The following is an 18125-nucleotide window of genomic DNA, read 5'->3' on the forward strand; positions in this document are numbered from 1 at the left end:
ATGGACACTCGTATTCGCGTGGGCCATCAGCCCTTTGATATGGCGGCAGAGTACACCTGGCTTGCCGCCTGTGATGAAGATGGCGCGGTGGTTACCTTCACCGGTAAAGTGCGTAATCATAACCTGGGCGATGATGTTTCAGCCTTGACGCTGGAGCACTACCCCGGCATGACGGAAAAAGCGTTAGCGGAAATTGTCGATGAAGCGCGTCAGCGCTGGCCGTTACAGCGCGTTACCTTGATTCATCGAATCGGCGAGCTGTTCCCCGGCGATGAAATCGTGATGGTCGGTGTGACAGGAGCGCATCGTAGTGCCGCATTTGCCGCCGCTGAATTTATGATGGATTATTTAAAAACCCGCGCGCCATTCTGGAAACGGGAAGCGACGCCGGAAGGTGAACGTTGGGTTGATGCCCGCGACAGCGATCGGCAGGCGGCAAAGCGCTGGGAGTCACCGCAATAAGCTGTCGCTAAACTGGCTCGTTAGGGCTTACCAACCAGAGAAGGACAGGTATGTCATCGTTATCACAGCGCGCCTCAGGCGCGTTTTCGCTACTTATGCTGTTGGTGCTGGCAGGTTGTAGCAGCAAAAAATCCCCGCCCGCGCCCGTCGCGCATCCTGATGAAGTAAAAGCGCGTATTACGCGTTTGTTACCGGCAAAAGTCAGCAATAAACCGGCGTGGGCCAGCGACATTTATACCGCGTTTCGGGTCCAACAATTAACGCCAAGCGACAGTAACCTCTGTGCAGTGATCGCGGTGACCGATCAGGAGTCAGGTTTCAATCCCGATGCACCGGTCGCCGGTTTGCCTGACATCGCGTGGGGCGAGATTAATCGCCGGGCGGCAAAATTGCATATCCCGGCTTTGGTGGTACGTACCGCACTGCTGATTCATTCTCCGAATGGCAAAAGCTACAGTGAGCGGCTAGACCATGTGCGCACGGAAAAAGAGCTTAGCGCCATTTTTGATGATTTTATCGATATGGTGCCGATGGGCCAGCGGTTATTCGGTAATCTCAACCCGATTCATACCGGCGGGCCGATGCAGGTGAGTATCGCGTTCGCCGAGGCGCATGCTCAGGGCTACCCCTGGCCGGTGGAGGGCTCAATTCGGCATGAAGTCTTTAGCCGTCGCGGCGGCGTCTGGTTTGGTACTCTGCATTTACTTGGCTATCCGGCCTCATACACTCAGCCGCTGTATCGTTTTGCCGATTTTAATGCCGGCTGGTACGCCAGTCGCAATGCGGCATTCCAGGCGGCAGTCTCACGTTTAACCGGCATGAAGCTGGCGCTGGATGGCGATCTCATCCTGTATGGTTCTGACCAGGCGGGGACGACAGAACGGGCGGTGAAAACGCTGGGGAAAAGTTTGAAGATGAGCGATCGGGCTATCCGGCGTGATTTGGAAAACAGTAATACCGCTGAATTTGAACAGAGCGATTTGTATCATCGTCTGTTTGCGCTGGCGGACCAACAGAACGGTAAACGTGTAGCACGTGAAATGCTGCCCGGTATCCAGCTGGAAAGTCCGAAAATTACCCGTAATTTAACCACTGCCTGGTTCGCGCAGCGGGTTAACGGGCGCTACCAGCAGTGTATGGCGCGTGGCTAAACGGATAAAGTGTGGGAAGCGACGCGCATTTGCTCAATCGTTATTGAATAGTTAAGGGTTGCCCATAGCGTAAGCCAGGTTAAATGTGCCACAATTTACGCTATCGGTTTTTCTCCATTTTCATGCAAAGAGGTGCATCATGGATCGATATCCACGTTCAAACGGTTCCATCGTGCAGGACACGCGCGCCGGTTTACAAACCTATATGGCGCAAGTTTATGGCTGGATGACTTGCGGCCTGTTACTGACGGCGTTTGTCTCTTGGTTTGCGGCCAATACGCCTGCGGTAATGGAGCTGGTGTTCGCTAATCGTATTACCTTCTTCGGTTTAATCATTGTTCAACTGGGGCTGGTTTTTGTGCTCTCCGGAATGGTGCATAAGCTGAGCGGCGCGGCGGCGACCGGGCTGTTTATGCTCTATTCGGCGCTGACCGGGTTGACGCTGGCGAGCATTTTCCTGGTTTACACCTACTCCTCTATTGCCAGTACTTTTTTGGTCACCGGTGGGATGTTTGGTGCCATGAGCTTTTGGGGTTACACCACCAAGCGCGATCTGAGTGGAATGGGCAGCCTGCTGTTTATGGCACTGATCGGGATTGTGCTGGCGTCGCTGGTCAATATCTGGCTGAAGAGCGCGCCGCTGATGTGGGCGATTACGTATATCGGCGTGCTGGTATTTGTCGGGCTGACGGCGTATGACACGCAGAAACTGAAAAATATCGGCGAAGGGTTTAATGTTGATGATAAAGAGAATTTGCGTCGTTACTCGATTATGGGTGCTCTGACGTTGTATCTGGACTTCATTAACCTGTTCCTGATGCTACTGCGCATTATGGGTAACCGTCGTTAATCTCCGTGGCGCGGGGTGGCATATCTGCTCCCGCGCCAGTCTTATTTCAACCGGCGGGTTTTTCCATCTTACGCTGGTTTTTCTCCCGCAACTGTTTTGCCCGGCTTTCCAGCCATAAATACAACACCAGTGCCAGTAACAGCGGCAAAATAAAATAGAGCACGCGGTAGGCCAGCAAGGCGGCGATAATCGCGCCGTGCGAAGCGTGCTGTCCGCTTAGCAAGGCTAGAAATACCGCTTCCAGTACGCCGATCCCGGCCGGAATATGAATAATCACCCCGGCAATACTGCTAATCAGCAACACCCCCAATACCACCGGATAGCCGACCTGTTGCGCCAGTAGCAGCCAGATAATCGCGCCCATTACCAACCAATTGGCGCAAGAGACCGCAAACTGAAACAACGCCATACGCAACGAGGGCAGCGCTAACTTTTGGCCTCTCACGCTCCAGTGGCGACGCTTAGAGAACGCACAGAGAGCCAAATAAAACGCCACAAAGACCAGCAAAGCGATGCCGATTACGCGCAGGGTTCCTTCGCCGACAAACCAACCGGCGGGGATAGGCACCATCCCGGCGCTGAACACCACGCCGGAAAGCAGAATATAACCCAGCCAGTTGGTGGCAATACTGAGTGAAAAAATGCGGGTGATGGTACTGCCCGGCAGCCCAAGCCGTGAGTAAAGCCGGTAACGCATCGCTACGCCACCCACCCATGTGCTTAGCGTCAGGTTAAAGGCGTAGCAGATAAACGACACCAGCATCACTTGGCGTTTGGCCAGTTTGTGTCCGCAATAGACGCGCCCGATCAGATCGTAAATGCCATAGGTCAGATAGCTGACGACCACCAACGCCACTGCCGTCAGGATCTCGCGGCGGTTGTAGTGGATGATGACATGCCAGACATCTTGCCAATTGATTTTTCGCGCGTACACCACCAACAAGATAATGACCGCGATAAAAAACAGCCAAGTGAGGATTTTTTTGAATAGCGTCCATTTAGGATGGGCTTTCGACATCAGGGTTTAACTCCGGGGTTATCGGTATCCACGCGATCCTGCGTTTCAAGCTCCGGCTGCACCGGCGGCTTAACCTGGGTGAGTTTCGGTGTATGGGCGGGTAACCAGCCGGCGATGGCGGGGAAGTGGCGTAAAAAGTGAAACACAATCACGCTCTTGGTGAGGTGCCACCAGGTGCGCTTCGGCAGCAGGCTCTCATCGACCTGTTGGCAATCTTCGGCAATCAGCCGGTCAAGGTTGTTACGCAATTCACGGTTAAACTGGCTATCGTGAATAATCAGATTAGCTTCCAGATTAAGTGACAAACTCAGCGGGTCAAGATTACTGGAACCCACGGTCGACCATTGCCCATCTTTTACCGCCACTTTGCCGTGTAACGGCCGACGGCGATATTCATAAATCTCCACGCCAGCATCAACCAAGTAGTTATACAGTAACTCAGCGCCGACTTTGACAATCGGCATATCTGGTTCACCCTGTACCACCAGTCGGACCCTGACGCCACGTTGTGCCGCATTACGCATTTCACGTAACAGCCGGTAGCCGGGAAAGAAATAGGCATTGGCAATAACCACATCCTGTTGCGCGCTGTGCAACATATCCAGATAGTGTTGCTCAATATCGTCGCGGTGTTGGTCATTATCGCGAAAAACAAACAGCGCCTGCGCCTCGCCGGGCGTAGTGTTAACCGTTGGACGGTGTGAGCGGTGATTCCACCAACGACCAATAGTCTGTTCACTGCCTATCGCGTGCTGAACATAACCGGCAATATCGTCAACAATCGGGCCTTTCACTTCAACGGCATAGTCCTGTTTCGCTTCCGGGCCGTAATCGGTATTGTGCTCGGCAGAAAAGTTGATCCCGCCGACAAAGGCGATGACGCCATCGGCCACCACGATTTTACGGTGCAGACGACGAAACACGTTGGTACGCATGCCGAACACTAAAGGGCGTGGATCGTAATAAAGAAATCGTACGCCAGCGGAGGTTAGGCTATGTACAAATTCATCGGAGAGATCCGGTGAGCCGTAGCCGTCCACCATCATTTCAATCACCACACCGCGCTGCGCGGCTTCCAACAAGACTGCGTGTAACGCTTTACCTACCGAATCTTCAAACAGAATAAAGGTTTCCAGCAGCAGGCTGTGTTGCGCACGGCGAATAGCTTCAAATACGCGTGGAAAAAATTCATCGCCATTTTCCAGCAACGTAATGCGGTTTCCTTCGCGCCACGCCATATTCATAGATGGATCTCCACCGCCAACGGGGCGTGATCGGATAGGTGTGACCAAGGCCGCATCGGCAGCGCCCAGGGATGGCTCGCGCCAGCATTACGCACATAAATGCGATCAAGGCGTAGCAAGGGTAGGCGGGCAGGGAAAGTGCGTGCCGGACGACCGTTTTTACGGCTGAAAACTTCCTCCAGGTTGGCGCCACGTTTAAGGATTTTGTTGGCGCGTAGCTGCCAGTCATTAAAATCACCGGCAACCACCAGCGGCGCGTCGGGTGGCAAGGAGGCGATGAGTTCACACATCATTTTCATTTGCGCATGGCGGTGCGCGTCGCGTAGGCCGAGGTGAACGCAGATAACATGTAACGTAATATCGCGATCCGGCACTTTGAGTTGGCAATGCAACATGCCGCGTTTTTCCGTGCCGGCCACGGAAATATCACGATTTTCATACGCAACGATTGGGAAGCGTGAAAGCACGGCATTGCCGTGATGCCCCTCTGGATAGACGGCATTACGCCCGTAAGCGTAATCATTCCACATGGTATCGGCCAAAAATTCGTAATGAGGTGTGTCAGGCCAGTTCTCAACCTGTAACGGATGCAGGGCATGGGTTCCCATCACTTCTTGCAGAAAGACAATATCTGCCGAGGTCGCGCGCACCGCTTCCCGGAGCTCCGGCAGAATAAAACGGCGGTTAAAGCTAGTGAAACCCTTGTGAGTATTAATCGTCAGGACTTTAAATGTAAATCCATGCGCGTTTTGTGACATACTAATGGCGCTCTCCTTATCCAATTCGTTAAGGATAAAGTGTAGTCTTTGTCACAAAAGGGTGCCGATTGAGGCAGTAATTTGCGGCATTATCCGAAAATTGCGTTACTCTGAGGAAATTCGTCATCGGCTTTCGCCGGTAACACTTGGGCGACCTGTTGGGTCTGCCAGGAGAAGAGAATGAAATGGTCTAACCGTATTCAGATTGTCACCGGACAAACCTGTGTACACATCGCACTGCATCTGTTGCTGATTGCAGCCTTGGTTTGGGGATGGAAGCACCAGGCATTGGTTCAGGTCAGTACCATTCTGTTAGCGACCTATGCCACGATCTTTCTTGCTATGCTGTTGACGCAGCGCATCCACCGCTTACGTAACCTCGGGGATTTTCTCGAAGACGTCACCACCACCTGGTATTTTGGCGCCGCTATGTTGGTGCTGTTTCTGCTTTCACGGGTAGTGCATAACAATCTGGTGTTGGGTTGCATGGGTGTCGTGATGTTAGTTGGGCCGGCGCTGGTTTCTTTGCTGGCGAAAGAGCCTACGCATCGGGTGCAAAAGAAACGGAGCTAACCTTATCAGGTTCCGTTCAGGGTCACGCATCGTGGCCCTTTTTTATGGCGGCGGCCAGGCTTTGCGCTGACGTGCGATATGCTCGCCCGCCGCGCGGAAAGATGGTAAACTCTCTGGCTTACGCACCGTAGTTTGTGCCCCCTTTCAAACGTTGGCTTTGGCTTGCGTCAAATACTCCCCCTGGAAACTGCACCGTGATTTACGGTCAGGGTGGAACCGGAGTAATTCTTAGTATGTCTTTTGATTCTCTCGGCCTGAGTGCCGATATTTTGCGTGCGGTTACGGAACAAGGCTACCGCGAGCCGACCCCTATTCAACGTCAGGCGATCCCGGTGGTACTGGCGGGGCGCGATTTAATGGCAACCGCGCAAACCGGAACCGGTAAAACCGCAGGCTTTACCTTACCGTTATTACAACGCTTGAGCGCTAATCCACCCGCCAAAGGGCGGCGTCCGGTACGCGCGCTGATCCTTACGCCGACGCGTGAGTTAGCGGCCCAGGTGGGCGAAAACGTACGTGAGTACAGCCAATATCTGAATATTCGTTCGCTGGTGGTGTTTGGCGGCGTGAGCATCAATCCGCAAATGATGAAATTGCGCGGCGGGGTAGATGTGTTGGTGGCGACGCCGGGCCGTCTGCTGGATCTGGAACATCAGAACGCGGTTGACCTGTCGAAAGTGGAAGTCCTGGTTTTGGACGAAGCCGATCGGATGCTTGATATGGGCTTTATTCACGATATTCGCCGCGTGTTGGCGAAACTGCCGCCGAAGCGACAAAACCTGCTGTTCTCCGCCACCTTTTCCGACGAGATTCGTACATTGGCGGAAAAATTGTTGCATAACCCAGAGCAAGTGGAAGTGGCGCATCGTAATACCGCGTCCGAGCAAGTCAGTCAGCAAGTGCATTTTGTTGATAAGAAACGCAAGCGGGAGCTACTCTCCTTCCTGATTGGACGTGATAACTGGCAGCAAGTTCTGGTGTTTACGCGTACCAAGCATGGCGCCAACCATCTGGCTGAACAGTTAAATAAAGATGGGATTACCGCAGCGGCAATCCACGGCAATAAAAGCCAGGGCGCACGTACACGCGCATTGAGTGATTTTAAAGCCGGGCAAATTCGGGTGCTGGTGGCGACCGATATTGCTGCGCGTGGCCTGGATATTGAAGAGTTACCGCATGTGGTTAACTATGAGTTGCCGAACGTGCCGGAAGATTATGTGCATCGCATCGGGCGAACAGGCCGTGCGGCAGCCACTGGCGCGGCTTTGTCGCTGGTCTGTGTCGACGAGCATAAACTGCTGCGTGATATTGAGCGCTTGCTGAAGCGTGAAATTCCGCGTCTGGCAATCCCAGGTTATGAGCCAGACCCGTCTATCAAGGCTGAGCCCATTCAAAATGGTCGCCAACAGCGCGGCGGCGCGGGCAACCGTGGCGGTAACGGGCAGGGCGGAGAACGTCGGCGCAGCAGCGAGGCCAAACCAGCCGCGCCGCGCCGTCCGCGTCAGGGCGAGAATAACAGCCAGCCGCGTCGCCCACGTCGTTCTAAACCGGCGAATAACGGCTAAGTATCAGGTTCCGGTATGCGTATATTACTGGCACCGATGGAAGGCGTACTGGATTCACTGGTGCGCCAACTGCTCACTGAAGTTAACGATTACGATCTCTGCATCACCGAGTTTTTACGGGTGGTGGATCAACTATTGCCGGTCAAATCCTTTTATCGTCTCTGCCCTGAGTTGCACCATGCCAGTCTCACGCCAGCCGGGACGCCAGTGCGCGTACAACTGCTCGGGCAGCATCCGCAATGGTTAGCGGAAAACGCGGCGCGAGCGGTTGAACTGGGTTCCTGGGGGGTCGACCTGAATTGTGGTTGCCCTTCGAAAGTCGTGAACGGGAGCGGCGGCGGCGCGACATTGTTGAAAGATCCTGAGCTGATTTATCGCGGCGCGAAGGCCATGCGTGAAGCGGTACCTGCCGCGTTGCCGGTAACGGTAAAGATACGCCTTGGTTGGGACTCTGGCGCACGCCAGTTTGAAATCGCCGATGCGGTTCAGCAGGCCGGAGCCAGCGAATTAGTGGTTCACGGGCGCACAAAGCAGGACGGTTATAAAGCGGAAGCGATTAACTGGTCGGCGATAGGTGAGATCCGTCAGCGTTTAACCATTCCGGTGATTGCCAATGGTGAAATTTGGGACGGACAAAGCGCACAGGATTGCCTGAAGGTAACCGGCTGTGACGCCATAATGATTGGGCGCGGAGCGCTTAATGTGCCGAACCTAAGCCGGGTGATTAAATATGGCGAAGCGCGGATGGCGTGGCCGGACGTGATGCAACTGCTACAGAAATATGTTCGGCTGGAAAAGCAGGGCGACACTGGCATGTATCACGTGGCGCGTATCAAACAGTGGCTTGGCTACCTGCGTAAAGAGTACCAAGAAGCGGAAGGGTTGTTTAGCGAGATCCGTACGCTGAGGGATTCCGGTGCGATTGCCGCCGTCATCGATGGTGGTTTGCACTAATCAGGCTGAGCTGCTCAGAGCAAAACAAAAGGGGCGAATATCGCCCCTTTTTCATTTCCAGCTTCTTTTGTCGGCGCGTCAATTGTCTGTTGACTGCGGCGCGGCAGAAGAAGATTGATCGGTTTGCTCTGGCGCAGTGGCTGCCGGGGCATTCTCGGTCGTATTTTCGTTGGTTACCGGCGCGGCGTTACCGTCCGCCTGCGGTTGCGCGTTTTGTTGCGCATCGGCCGGCTGCGGTTGTGCGGCGGCGTTCGGATCCAACACATTCGCGCCTTGTGGCGTTACCGGGGTCATCGGTTCCTCTTTCGGCTGCGCACCCTCGGCTTCCGGCACCGCAGTCGGTGCCGCGCTGTTATCAGCTACGCTATTGATTTTCATCGGAATACCGCTACGTGCTTTCAACGCGGCATCCACATCACTTTGGTTCACACCAGCATCCACGACGATTTTGCTGACCGCAGGGGTAATGCTCAACGGAACCGGCGCGCTTGAATTAAACTGCTCTTCGGTGGTCGACAACGGATTATGCACTTCGACATAGCGTGAACCATCGGGTTCAACCGTGGCTTTCACCGGCTGGTCGATAAACTGCACGCGCGTACCAACCGGTACGTTGTCAAACAGCCATTTAATATCATCGGCACGCAGGCGCACGCAGCCGTGACTGACGCGCAAACCAATACCAAAGTTAGCGTTGGTGCCGTGAATCGCGTACAAGCGCCCGATGTACAATGCATAAAGCCCCATCGGGTTGTCTGGCCCGGCCGGGAACACCTCAGGCAAAGATTCCCCGCGCGACGCATACTCTTCATGCATTTTCTTGGTCGGCGTCCAGGTTGGGCCATCTTTCTTACGCTGAACGGTGGTTGTCCAGTTAATCGGGGTATCTTTCCCTAACTCACCGATACCGATCGGCAACACCACCACCGTTTTAGTCCCTTTCGGGTAGTAGTAGAGGCGCATTTCCGCGCTATTGATAACAATGCCTTCGCGCGGCGCGTCGGGCAGAATCAATTGCTGAGGAATAACCAGTTTGCTTCCCGCTTTAGGCAGATACACATCCACGCCGGGGTTCGCTTCCAACAGGTTGCTGAGGCCCATTTGGTATTGTGCGGCAAAAGCTTCCAGCGGAAGTTTGCTGTCTTCAGGGACGGTAATTTCCAAATTGTCACCGATCAGGCGGCTATTAGCGGCCGGAAGCGGATAAACGACGGCAAAAGCCGAGTGGCTGAAAGCGGCCACAGTCAGTGCCAGTGATACGATCGCGCGAATGCTCTTTTTCATGTTTTTTCAGGTGATTTCAGGTGATTAATGCCTGGAACGGCTTGTTAGAGAGTCGACCCAATACCCGTCAATGTGACCGGCTGCACATTATATGTTCATAACCCCTCATTGTGGAACCAGGAATTGTCGTAACTGAATCAACTTTACGTAACCAGTGATGATATTTCTCTTTCTTAGCAAGTTTTTAAGGTTGCCAGAGCGGATCTTCGCCACTTAAACGGCGATTGAGAAAAAACGCCGCGCTAATCAGCGCAAGGTGGCTGAGCGCCTGGGGCGTATTACCCAGCGCATATCCCCGGTAATCAAACTCTTCAGCATATAAACCGAGTGGATTGGCATAACTCAGCAACTTCTCAAATTCAAAATGCGCCTCTTCAATGCGACCGGCGCGCGCCAAACACTCTACATACCAAAATGAACAGGCGGCGAAGGAGCCCTCTTCGCCGCGCAGATCATCGGCGGGAGTTTCAGCCATATCGTAGCGGCGTACCAGGCCATCGCTCACCAACTTATCTTTGATGGCATCCAACGTTGCGATCCAATCCGGATCGGTGGCGCTAACAAAGCGCACCAACGGCATCAGTAACATTGACGCATCAAGGTATTTTCCACCGCGCGTTGAGGTAAAATGCCCACGTTCTGCGTTCCAGAAATTCTGCCAAATATCCTCGCGAATCTCGCTACGGACTTTATCCCATCGCGCAAAGGGCATCGGCAGCGAGCGTTTTATTCCCAGCCGTAGCGCACGATCTAGCGCCACCCAGCACATCAGGCGCGAGTGAAGAAAATGCTGTGGTTCTCCACGCATCTCCCAAATTCCGGCGTCGGGTTGGTTCCAGTTTTCACAAACGTAATCGATCATCCGGCTAACGTTCTCCCAACCGCGATGGGAAATAGCCTCGCCATATTTATTCGCCAGATAAATGGCGTCCATTAACTCGCCGTAAATATCCAGTTGGGTTTGGCGCCAGGCGTCGTTTCCGATACGTACCGGGGTGGAACCGGCATAGCCGGAGAGGTTTAACAACTCGCTCTCTTGCAGTTCGGTGCCGCTATCGAGACGGTACATCACTTGCAGTTTTTCCTTATCGCGCTGGCTATTCTCAACGCAGCGGCCCACCCATTTGGTAAAACGTTTGGCCTCGGTGACATAACCCAGGCGCATTAATGCGTAGACGCTAAAGGAGGCATCCCGGATCCAGGAAGCGCGATAATCCCAGTTACGTTCGCCACCGTGCTCTTCCGGTAGGCCAAAGGTGGCGGCGGCGGCAATGGAGCCGTGTTGCCATGAGGTGAGCAGCTTTAGCACCAGCGCAGAACGGTTAACCATCTCTTGCCAGCGTCCGCGGTAAGTGCTCTTTTTCGCCCAGTTGCGCCAGTAACTGAGCGTGTCGCGAAAGCAGGTCTCGGTCTGTATTTCATCAAGATGTTCATCATCGACGCTGCCAAACATAAATTCGGCGTGTTGGCCTGATTTGAGGGTAAACTCGCTGACGGCGGCACCGCCTTCAACCTGGAGTTCGCAGGTCGCGGCGAGGCGTAATCCCGGTTGGCCTTCAGCGGTAAATTCGACATGATTATCGCGCAGTTGCGCATGCGTTTTCGCGCGAGCGTAATCATGTACCGGCGCACAGCGCAGCCGAAAGCGTGCTTCGCCTTGTACCATTTTTATACGCCGAATAATGCGTGGTTGACGATCTTCTTGATCGCACAGCGGCATATAGTCGGTCATCTCCGCCACGCCTTCGCGCGCCAGCCAGCGGGTTTGTAAGATATTGGTGTCCGGTAAGTAGATTTGTTGGCGGCGGCAATCCTGCCAATCGGGCGCCAGGCTGAATAATCCCGCAGCGTCACTATCCAGCAGCGCACTAAATATTGATGGGCTATCAAGGTTTGGCCAACAGAAGTAATCGATGGTGCCATCGCAGGCAATCAGTGCGCAGGTGCGCAAATCGCCGATAATACCGTGGTCTTCAATTTTACGTTTAATTTCTGTCATGCCGTTCCCCGGTTAAAATATTTACCCGTTTACTATAGCTAAACATTGTTTTACCGCTTGCCGAGGGCGGCGGGGTAGCATTAATGGCTTACCTGTGGGGAGATCAGGTTACTTACAAAAATTTTATAACGTCAGCATTATAGCTAACGCTTCGCAGGGCCCGTTGTTCAGCACTGGCAGCGTTTACTATAGAAAAACATGAGTATGAAGTGACAAAATAAAACATAAGTGCTGAAACGGTAAGTATGATCAAGCACGTTAAAAATGTGATAACTTAGTCGAGTAGCCTTTTTTATTCATGTAATCAACCAATCGTGATTTAACATTGCTTACCCACGCATCAGGCGTCATATCCCAACGGTCCGGCAAAAAATCCCCCCGGTATCGGTCGATAATCACCTTATAGCCGTCTTCTTGGTTCTCAATCTCGGTAAGGTTAGCCAGTAACATTCTTAAATTAAATTCTGTAGCGGTGCTGAAATAGTCGTTAAGCAAATTATCAAAATCGCAGTTCTCATCAATAAGGTCAGCGTCCTGCCCAAAATAAACGATAACGACGGTATCAAGCTCGCAGGGTTTAGTTGAATCAGTATCCATTGTTTCCTCAGGGTGCCGGGTAGGCTGTCAATATGTAGTATGTTCTGCCGCCAAACTGCCTGGCCCGGACAACAACCCGCACGGTGTAGGCTTTTCTGAGCGTCGTTGTTCCCTTGTCTATATAGGTTCCGACCGGATAGGAAAAGCGATGTTCCAGCGGTAATTTTGCTTCGGGAACCATATACTTGAGTGCTCCTTCCAACTGGCTGCGCTTAAGCGAAAGCATTTCAGAAATCAGTAATTCTGCTTGTTTAACGCTGTTAAAACTGCTTACCCGGCCCGGTGCTCTCGGGGAACTAAGGCGCGCTATCATTTGCTCAGGCGTTTGCCCAACATGACGAACAATAGTGTGTCCCAACGCCCCTCCTTCGTGCTCTACCAACCGGATACGACCAGAAAATATTGAGCCAACTCTTACTGCCCCCGCCGCTGCGGCAAAACCAAACGGGACGGCAAGGTCAACCGTAACACCCACTTTGTATGCGGTATCTTTATCAGCGCCAAGCTTGCCCGCCGCTAACTCTGCGAGCTGTGCTGTTGCCGTATCGATTTTGCGCCCGGTAAGAACTTGTTGAAATGATGAGTTAAGAGTATCCAGACTATGCGCGCCCAGCTTTAGTAATCATGGTGGGTTCCGGTACAATGCAAAGTACTCCGGCCCCAAATATTTCGGCCACGCCGCCAACGATACCTAGCCCGCCCCAAAGTCGATTACTCAGGGTTTCACCCGAACTTATATGCTTTCTGCGCAAGATAGCAGCCATTTGCACAGGAGAAACCGCGACCGTCAAACCTTCCTCATCATTCATTATAATTCCCTTTATTCAGCATCAAAACGAATAGAATCTTAAGTGAAATTTAAGAATATTCCGCTACGAGGATACGGTCAATGCCCCCTGTAATCGGCAGACTATCCCGCCCCTAAAATCTTCGACAGTTTTCAATATTTACTTTTGTTATTTGCGTAGGGGAGTAATGCTGATTCTCCTGACTTACTCAGTCTTATAAAAAGCCTCCTTCTATTTTCTTGATTTTCGCTATTTGGCAAGTCTGCAATGAGAGTGAGCGCAAATCTTTTACCCTGCACGGTTTCGGCGCTATTATCCCCGCACCAGTCATCCGGGTTTATCTGATATGTCGCGACGTTCTCCGTTATTAACGGTAAACAATCTCAGCTACCTCCAGCAGGGGGTTACACTGCTGGCGCCGATTTCGTTTGAGCTGGCGTTGGGAGAGCAGGTCATGCTTTCTGGCCCCTCTGGCTGTGGGAAAAGTACCTTACTTAAGTTAATTGCCTCGTTACTGACGCCTTCCGGCGGCCGTATTGCGTTGCATGGGCGCGACAGCGCCGAGTTCAAACCGGAAGCCTGGCGTCAACAGGTGTCGTATTGCTTTCAAACGCCCTCGCTGTTTGGCGAAACGGTCTACGCTAACCTGGCATTTCCCTATGTGATCCGCCAGCAACCGGTTGTACGGGAACCGCTGATTAACTGGCTGGCGCGCCTCGGTTTGCCCGCCGCAATACTGGATAAACCGATTGCGTCATTGTCGGGCGGTGAAAGGCAGCGTGTGGCGTTGTTACGCAACTTACAGTTTATGCCGGCGGTCTTGTTATTGGATGAAGTCACCAGCGCGTTGGATGACAGCAATAAACAGTTGGTTCGCGAACTGATCCGCTCGCTACGACAAGAACATCCCTTAACGGTGTTATGGGTTAGCCACGATCGGGAAGAAATCGCGGAGGCTACGCGGGTGATAACCATGACGCCCGCCACACAACGGAGCAGGGTGTCATGAATCAACCGACCATTACCAACGCCTCTTTGGGGATGGCGTGTATCCTGGTGCTGATTGCGCTGGTGGTGAGTAACCGGGAAAAACTTGGGCTGGAGAAGGATATTCTCTGGAGCGTAGGGCGGGCAATTGTTCAACTGGTGATTGTTGGCTATGTATTAAAAGCGGTTTTTAACCTCAATAACCGCTGGCTAACGGTACTGATGGTGTTGTTTATCTGTATTAACGCGGCGTTGAACGCCAGAAAACGCAGCCACAATATCGGCAACGGGTTTTCAATTTCTTTTGCCGCTATTGGCGTCAGCACCGCACTGACACTGGCGATTCTGGTGTTAAGCGGTGCGATCGCTTTTTTACCCGGCCAAGTCATCCCGGTATCCGGCATGATTGCCGGAAATGCGATGGTGGCGGTCGGCTTATGCTACAACAACCTCAACCAACGCTTTGACGATCAACGGCAAAAAATCCTTGAAATGTTAAGCCTGGGCGCCAGCATTAAAGTGGCATCCGGAACCATTATCCGAGCCAGTATTCGCGCGGCGATGATACCGACCATTGATGCGGCAAAAACTGTGGGGTTAGTCAGCTTACCGGGTATGATGTCCGGGTTAATTTTCGCCGGTATCGACCCGGTAAAAGCCATCAAGTACCAAATTATGGTGACGTTTATGCTGATCGGCACCGCCGGGCTTTCCACCATGATTGCCTGCTATCTCGCCTATCGTGGTTTCTATAATCAGCGCGCTCAGTTGCGCTAAGCCCGGCGACGGTGGGTTAATCCGTCCGTTTATGGTTCCAGCGGCGAAAGAAGAACCGCACAACCCAGGCGAAAACAATCGCGGCGATCAGCCACAGTAAATGTTTAAGATGCTGATCCAGCTTATGCAACCAAGGGGTGATCATCTCACCGGCGAAATAGCCCAGTGAGACAAAAATCAGCGACCAGATAAACGCGCCGAGTACATTCAGCAAGAAAAATTTCATCGGGCGTAAATGGCTGGCGCCGATAATAATCGGCCCGATAATGCGAAAACCATACATAAACCGCACGCCGATCACGAATAAGCTGGGTTTACGGCGAATAAGTCGATTCGCGCGTACTAACCGATCTTCCTGTTTTTTAAAGCGGCGTAAAATACGGGTGCCAAAACGACGACCGACATAGAACAAAATTTGGTCGCCCACAATGCCGCCGAGCATTGCGGCAATGACCACGCCGCTAAAGCGTAACAACCCTTCATGCGCCGCCACGCCGCCCAGCAAAGTAAACGTTTCCCCTTCGGCAATACAACCAATCAACAGCGCCAGATAACCGTACTGTGAAATTAGTCCATTGATATCAATATGCAAAACTCACCTTCCTTTTGTTGCGCGTCGATCTCTTATTTTATACCCCGTTGCGCAAAGCATCAGGAGAATCGCGTAATTTTCTCGTTTGTCGCCAACAGCAATAAATGTTTCGACACCGCGCAAAAATACCCGCAGCCATTATAATTAAAGGGTATCCGCCAACCGTCAGCGCTGGCGGTGTGAGTCGTATCAGAGGAGTGATTTTATGAATCATGTCTGGGGACTACTCGCGCATCCCAATCGGGAAATGCACGATATCAAGCAAGAGAATGAAACGGTTTCTCATCACTATACGCACCACGTACTACTCATGGCGGCAATCCCGGTAGTTTGCGCCTTTATTGGTACCACCCAAATTGGTTGGAATTTGGGGGAAGGGCGTACTATTCCTCTCTCATTATTTACCGCTCTCGGTCTGGCGGTGCTGTTTTATGCCATCATCCTCGGTGGTGTGGCGGTGATGGGGCGAGTGATTTACTGGATGGCTCGCGATTATCCGCAGCGTCCGAATCTGCCTCGTTGCACAGTGTTTGCCGGTTATGTTGCAACGCCATTATTCATTAGCGGGATTGTGGCGCTTTATCCGCTGGTCTGGCTGTGCGTGCTGGTTGGCGCGCTGGCGCTGGTTTACACCGGTTATCTGTTGTATGTCGGCATTCCGCTGTTTCTGAATATTGATCGTGACGAAAGTCTCCGTTTCTCCGGATCAACGCTGGCGATTGGTATTCTGGTATTTGAGGTTCTTCTGGCGCTTACCGTGGTGCTGTGGGGATACGGCTACCGCATGTTTTAAGGCGTGGCCGCCGTCTATTTCGGCGGCGGCCCATTAACGCCCGGAAACGAATCTCCTGTAGGAAATTTCCCGTTTGCCGGAGTATGATGCTGCTGCCAGCCCCGTGCGGCCTGATTTTCACGGCGGCGGCCTGTGTTTTGACACAGCAAAATATTAACCCGGTTAAGTTTTCACACCATGCCTGCAAAAATTCGTTATTCGCTGCTTAGTTTGGTTTTTCTGTTTGCTGGTCAGGGGATCCTGAATCAGGCGGTTGCCGCTCCTCATTTAAGCGATGCCGCACCGTTGTCACAGCCGCAAATTGCCTCCGGCAGTGCGATGATTGTTGATTTGAACAACAACCATATTCTGTATGCCAGCCACCCCGATCTGGTGCGCCCGATTGCCTCTATCACTAAACTGATGACGGCGATGGTGGTACTGGACGCGCATCAGCCGCTGGATGAAATGCTCAAGGTGGATATTAGCCATACGCAAGAAATGCGCGGCGTGTTTTCCCGCGTACGTCTGAACAGTGAAATTAGCCGCAAAAATATGCTGTTATTGGCGCTAATGTCATCGGAAAACCGCGCGGCGGCGAGCCTGGCGCATCACTACCCCGGCGGCTATGACGCTTTTATCCGCGCGATGAACGCCAAAGCGCGTGAACTGGGGATGACCAATACCCATTACGTTGAGCCGACCGGTTTGTCGATCCATAACGTTTCGACCGCCCGCGATCTGACCAAGTTGCTGATTGCGACCAAACGTTACCCGCTGATTGGTCAGCTCAGCACCACGCATGAGGATATGGCCAGTTTCGCTAATCCGAATTACACCTTGCCGTTTCGAAACACCAACCATTTGGTCTACAAAGCGGATTGGCGCATTCAATTAACCAAAACCGGTTTTACCAATCAAGCCGGACACTGTTTGGTGATGCGCACGGTGATTAATCAGCGCCCGGTGGCGTTGGTGGTGCTGGACGCATTTGGCAAATATACCCATTTTGCCGACGCTAACCGCCTACGCGATTGGCTGGAGACCGGTAAAGCCGCGCCAGTTCCCGCTGCCGCATTGGCTTATAAAAAGCAAAAAGCGCAGCAAACCGCCAGCAATCGCCTTGCCGGTGAGGATGTCACTGAGTAACGCAGCCTTGCCCCTCCTCACAGACAGGGGAGGAGGGGATCAACGCCCGTTGCATTAATAACGTGTCACGCCATTCGCCGTGTTTAAAACCAACGTTGTGCAAGGTGCCAACCACCTCAAAGCCCATTCTGGCGTGTAGTTTATATGAGGCCGGGTTACGTTCACCGTTGCCGATGATGGCCAGCATTTGGCGCCAGGGGCCGCGCTCACAGCGGGTCAGTAATTCATGCATTAACGCGCTGCCAATACCGCGCCCGCCCGCTTCCGCCGCCAGATAAATTGAGCTCTCAATCGTAAAACGGTAAGCCGGGCGCGGACGATATTCGCTGGCATAACAAAAGCCAACAAGGGTACCAGCCTGTTCGGCGACCAAATAGGGTAGCCCCAACCGTAGCACTTTCGCGCGCCGCGCCGCCATTTCGGCTTCATCGGGCGGTATCTCTTCGAAGGAGGCGCAGCCATAGATGACATGCCAGGCATAAATTTTTGTCATTGCCGAAATATCGTCGTCGTGAGCGTCACGGATATGGATATGGTTGAAAGAAGAGGGAAAAGCAGACATGTCAGCTCCATGCGAACAGGTTATTGCATTACTCTGACACAAA

Annotated in this window: 19 protein-coding genes; 10 read left to right on the plus strand and 9 right to left on the minus strand. The window is 52.8% G+C overall.

The annotated features are described in order from the left end of the window. The 3 genes from moaE (at position 1) to PMPD1_RS07705 (ending at position 2463) form a co-directional block, all read left to right on the plus strand. Positions 1–462, plus strand: a complete 462-nt coding sequence (moaE, locus tag PMPD1_RS07695) for a molybdopterin synthase catalytic subunit MoaE (protein WP_173633482.1) — start codon at positions 1–3, stop codon at positions 460–462. A 50-nt stretch (positions 463–512) separates the two neighbouring features. Further along, positions 513–1613 carry a DUF1615 domain-containing protein gene (locus PMPD1_RS07700; RefSeq protein ID WP_173633483.1) on the plus strand — a complete coding sequence of 367 codons (1101 nt, stop codon included), beginning with the start codon at positions 513–515 and terminating at the stop codon, positions 1611–1613. Between the two features lie 139 nt (positions 1614–1752). Next, positions 1753–2463, plus strand: a complete 711-nt coding sequence (locus PMPD1_RS07705; protein ID WP_173633484.1) for a Bax inhibitor-1/YccA family protein — start codon at positions 1753–1755, stop codon at positions 2461–2463. A gap of 46 nt (positions 2464–2509) precedes the next feature. On the opposite strand, the gene PMPD1_RS07710 is transcribed toward PMPD1_RS07705, so the two are convergent. The 3 genes from PMPD1_RS07710 to PMPD1_RS07720 are packed head-to-tail and all read right to left on the minus strand — an operon-like array spanning position 2510 to position 5483. Further along, positions 2510–3481 (minus strand): lysylphosphatidylglycerol synthase domain-containing protein, encoded by a 972-nt coding sequence (locus PMPD1_RS07710; protein WP_173633485.1) that lies wholly within the window; start codon positions 3479–3481, stop codon positions 2510–2512. Further along, complete coding sequence (gene clsB, locus PMPD1_RS07715) at positions 3481–4725, minus strand: cardiolipin synthase ClsB (RefSeq protein ID WP_173633486.1); 1245 nt, start codon at positions 4723–4725, stop codon at positions 3481–3483. Before clsB ends, PMPD1_RS07710 begins: the two co-directional genes overlap by 1 nt. Continuing rightward, the gene (locus PMPD1_RS07720; protein ID WP_173633487.1) at positions 4722–5483 is read right to left on the minus strand and encodes an endonuclease/exonuclease/phosphatase family protein; all 762 of its coding nucleotides are present in this window, start codon (positions 5481–5483) and stop codon (positions 4722–4724) included. Before PMPD1_RS07720 ends, clsB begins: the two co-directional genes overlap by 4 nt. Before the next feature lie 180 nt (positions 5484–5663). Between PMPD1_RS07720 and PMPD1_RS07725 the strand changes: the two genes are divergently transcribed. The 3 genes from PMPD1_RS07725 to dusC all read left to right on the plus strand — a co-directional run bounded on the left by PMPD1_RS07725 (position 5664) and on the right by dusC (position 8575). Beyond that, positions 5664–6056, plus strand: a complete 393-nt coding sequence (locus PMPD1_RS07725; protein ID WP_173633488.1) for a YbhQ family protein — start codon at positions 5664–5666, stop codon at positions 6054–6056. Positions 6057–6289: 233 nt separating this feature from the next. After that, on the plus strand, positions 6290–7621 hold the full coding sequence (rhlE, locus tag PMPD1_RS07730; RefSeq protein ID WP_173633489.1) for an ATP-dependent RNA helicase RhlE: 1332 nt from the start codon (positions 6290–6292) through the stop codon (positions 7619–7621). A 15-nt stretch (positions 7622–7636) separates the two neighbouring features. Next, the gene (gene dusC, locus PMPD1_RS07735) at positions 7637–8575 is read left to right on the plus strand and encodes a tRNA dihydrouridine(16) synthase DusC (RefSeq protein ID WP_173633490.1); all 939 of its coding nucleotides are present in this window, start codon (positions 7637–7639) and stop codon (positions 8573–8575) included. A gap of 78 nt (positions 8576–8653) precedes the next feature. On the opposite strand, the gene PMPD1_RS07740 is transcribed toward dusC, so the two are convergent. From PMPD1_RS07740 to PMPD1_RS22705, 4 genes are all read right to left on the minus strand, one after another. Further along, positions 8654–9859 (minus strand): L,D-transpeptidase family protein, encoded by a 1206-nt coding sequence (locus PMPD1_RS07740; RefSeq protein ID WP_173633491.1) that lies wholly within the window; start codon positions 9857–9859, stop codon positions 8654–8656. A gap of 184 nt (positions 9860–10043) precedes the next feature. Then, on the minus strand, positions 10044–11858 hold the full coding sequence (locus PMPD1_RS07745) for a glycoside hydrolase family 15 protein (protein ID WP_173633492.1): 1815 nt from the start codon (positions 11856–11858) through the stop codon (positions 10044–10046). Positions 11859–12116: 258 nt separating this feature from the next. Further along, positions 12117–12455: a contact-dependent growth inhibition system immunity protein gene (locus PMPD1_RS07750; protein ID WP_173633493.1), complete on the minus strand. Its 339-nt coding sequence runs from the start codon at positions 12453–12455 to the stop codon at positions 12117–12119. A gap of 7 nt (positions 12456–12462) precedes the next feature. Beyond that, entirely contained in the window at positions 12463–12813 is a 351-nt protein-coding gene (locus tag PMPD1_RS22705) for an RNase A-like domain-containing protein (RefSeq protein WP_354292814.1), read from the minus strand. A gap of 776 nt (positions 12814–13589) precedes the next feature. Here PMPD1_RS22705 and fetA point away from each other — a divergent pair. Beyond that, positions 13590–14252 (plus strand): iron efflux ABC transporter ATP-binding subunit FetA, encoded by a 663-nt coding sequence (gene fetA, locus PMPD1_RS07760; RefSeq protein ID WP_173633494.1) that lies wholly within the window; start codon positions 13590–13592, stop codon positions 14250–14252. After that, entirely contained in the window at positions 14249–15007 is a 759-nt protein-coding gene (gene fetB, locus PMPD1_RS07765; protein WP_173633495.1) for an iron efflux ABC transporter permease subunit FetB, read from the plus strand. The genes fetA and fetB overlap by 4 nt, the downstream gene beginning before the upstream one ends. Positions 15008–15023: 16 nt before the next feature. Here fetB and PMPD1_RS07770 read toward each other — a convergent pair whose 3' ends face one another. After that, positions 15024–15599 (minus strand): DedA family protein, encoded by a 576-nt coding sequence (locus PMPD1_RS07770; RefSeq protein WP_173633496.1) that lies wholly within the window; start codon positions 15597–15599, stop codon positions 15024–15026. Between the two features lie 205 nt (positions 15600–15804). Here PMPD1_RS07770 and PMPD1_RS07775 point away from each other — a divergent pair, with 205 nt between their 5' ends. After that, positions 15805–16392, plus strand: a complete 588-nt coding sequence (locus tag PMPD1_RS07775; protein ID WP_173633497.1) for a Yip1 family protein — start codon at positions 15805–15807, stop codon at positions 16390–16392. Positions 16393–16569: 177 nt separating this feature from the next. Continuing rightward, positions 16570–17520 carry a D-alanyl-D-alanine endopeptidase gene (gene pbpG / locus PMPD1_RS07780; protein ID WP_173633498.1) on the plus strand — a complete coding sequence of 317 codons (951 nt, stop codon included), beginning with the start codon at positions 16570–16572 and terminating at the stop codon, positions 17518–17520. Here pbpG and PMPD1_RS07785 read toward each other — a convergent pair. Next, entirely contained in the window at positions 17510–18082 is a 573-nt protein-coding gene (locus tag PMPD1_RS07785) for a GNAT family N-acetyltransferase (RefSeq protein WP_173633499.1), read from the minus strand. The two genes, pbpG and PMPD1_RS07785, sit on opposite strands and share 11 nt — an antisense overlap. Positions 18083–18125: the final 43 nt, after the last annotated feature.

The organism is Paramixta manurensis (assembly GCF_013285385.1).
Taxonomy (GTDB): domain Bacteria; phylum Pseudomonadota; class Gammaproteobacteria; order Enterobacterales; family Enterobacteriaceae; genus Paramixta; species Paramixta manurensis.

Coding starts and splice junctions, on each gene's coding strand:
- clsB (WP_173633486.1), bottom strand. CDS start 4,725: ATGAATATGGCGTGGCGCGAAGGAAACCGCATTACGTTGCTGGAAAAT.
- fetB (WP_173633495.1), top strand. CDS start 14,249: ATGAATCAACCGACCATTACCAACGCCTCTTTGGGGATGGCGTGTATC.
- pbpG (WP_173633498.1), top strand. CDS start 16,570: ATGCCTGCAAAAATTCGTTATTCGCTGCTTAGTTTGGTTTTTCTGTTT.
- PMPD1_RS07720 (WP_173633487.1), bottom strand. CDS start 5,483: ATGTCACAAAACGCGCATGGATTTACATTTAAAGTCCTGACGATTAAT.
- PMPD1_RS07775 (WP_173633497.1), top strand. CDS start 15,805: ATGAATCATGTCTGGGGACTACTCGCGCATCCCAATCGGGAAATGCAC.
- moaE (WP_173633482.1), top strand. CDS start 1: ATGGACACTCGTATTCGCGTGGGCCATCAGCCCTTTGATATGGCGGCA.
- PMPD1_RS07710 (WP_173633485.1), bottom strand. CDS start 3,481: ATGTCGAAAGCCCATCCTAAATGGACGCTATTCAAAAAAATCCTCACT.
- fetA (WP_173633494.1), top strand. CDS start 13,590: ATGTCGCGACGTTCTCCGTTATTAACGGTAAACAATCTCAGCTACCTC.
- dusC (WP_173633490.1), top strand. CDS start 7,637: ATGCGTATATTACTGGCACCGATGGAAGGCGTACTGGATTCACTGGTG.
- rhlE (WP_173633489.1), top strand. CDS start 6,290: ATGTCTTTTGATTCTCTCGGCCTGAGTGCCGATATTTTGCGTGCGGTT.
- PMPD1_RS07725 (WP_173633488.1), top strand. CDS start 5,664: ATGAAATGGTCTAACCGTATTCAGATTGTCACCGGACAAACCTGTGTA.
- PMPD1_RS07785 (WP_173633499.1), bottom strand. CDS start 18,082: ATGTCTGCTTTTCCCTCTTCTTTCAACCATATCCATATCCGTGACGCT.
- PMPD1_RS07700 (WP_173633483.1), top strand. CDS start 513: ATGTCATCGTTATCACAGCGCGCCTCAGGCGCGTTTTCGCTACTTATG.
- PMPD1_RS07745 (WP_173633492.1), bottom strand. CDS start 11,858: ATGACAGAAATTAAACGTAAAATTGAAGACCACGGTATTATCGGCGAT.
- PMPD1_RS07750 (WP_173633493.1), bottom strand. CDS start 12,455: ATGGATACTGATTCAACTAAACCCTGCGAGCTTGATACCGTCGTTATC.
- PMPD1_RS07740 (WP_173633491.1), bottom strand. CDS start 9,859: ATGAAAAAGAGCATTCGCGCGATCGTATCACTGGCACTGACTGTGGCC.
- PMPD1_RS07705 (WP_173633484.1), top strand. CDS start 1,753: ATGGATCGATATCCACGTTCAAACGGTTCCATCGTGCAGGACACGCGC.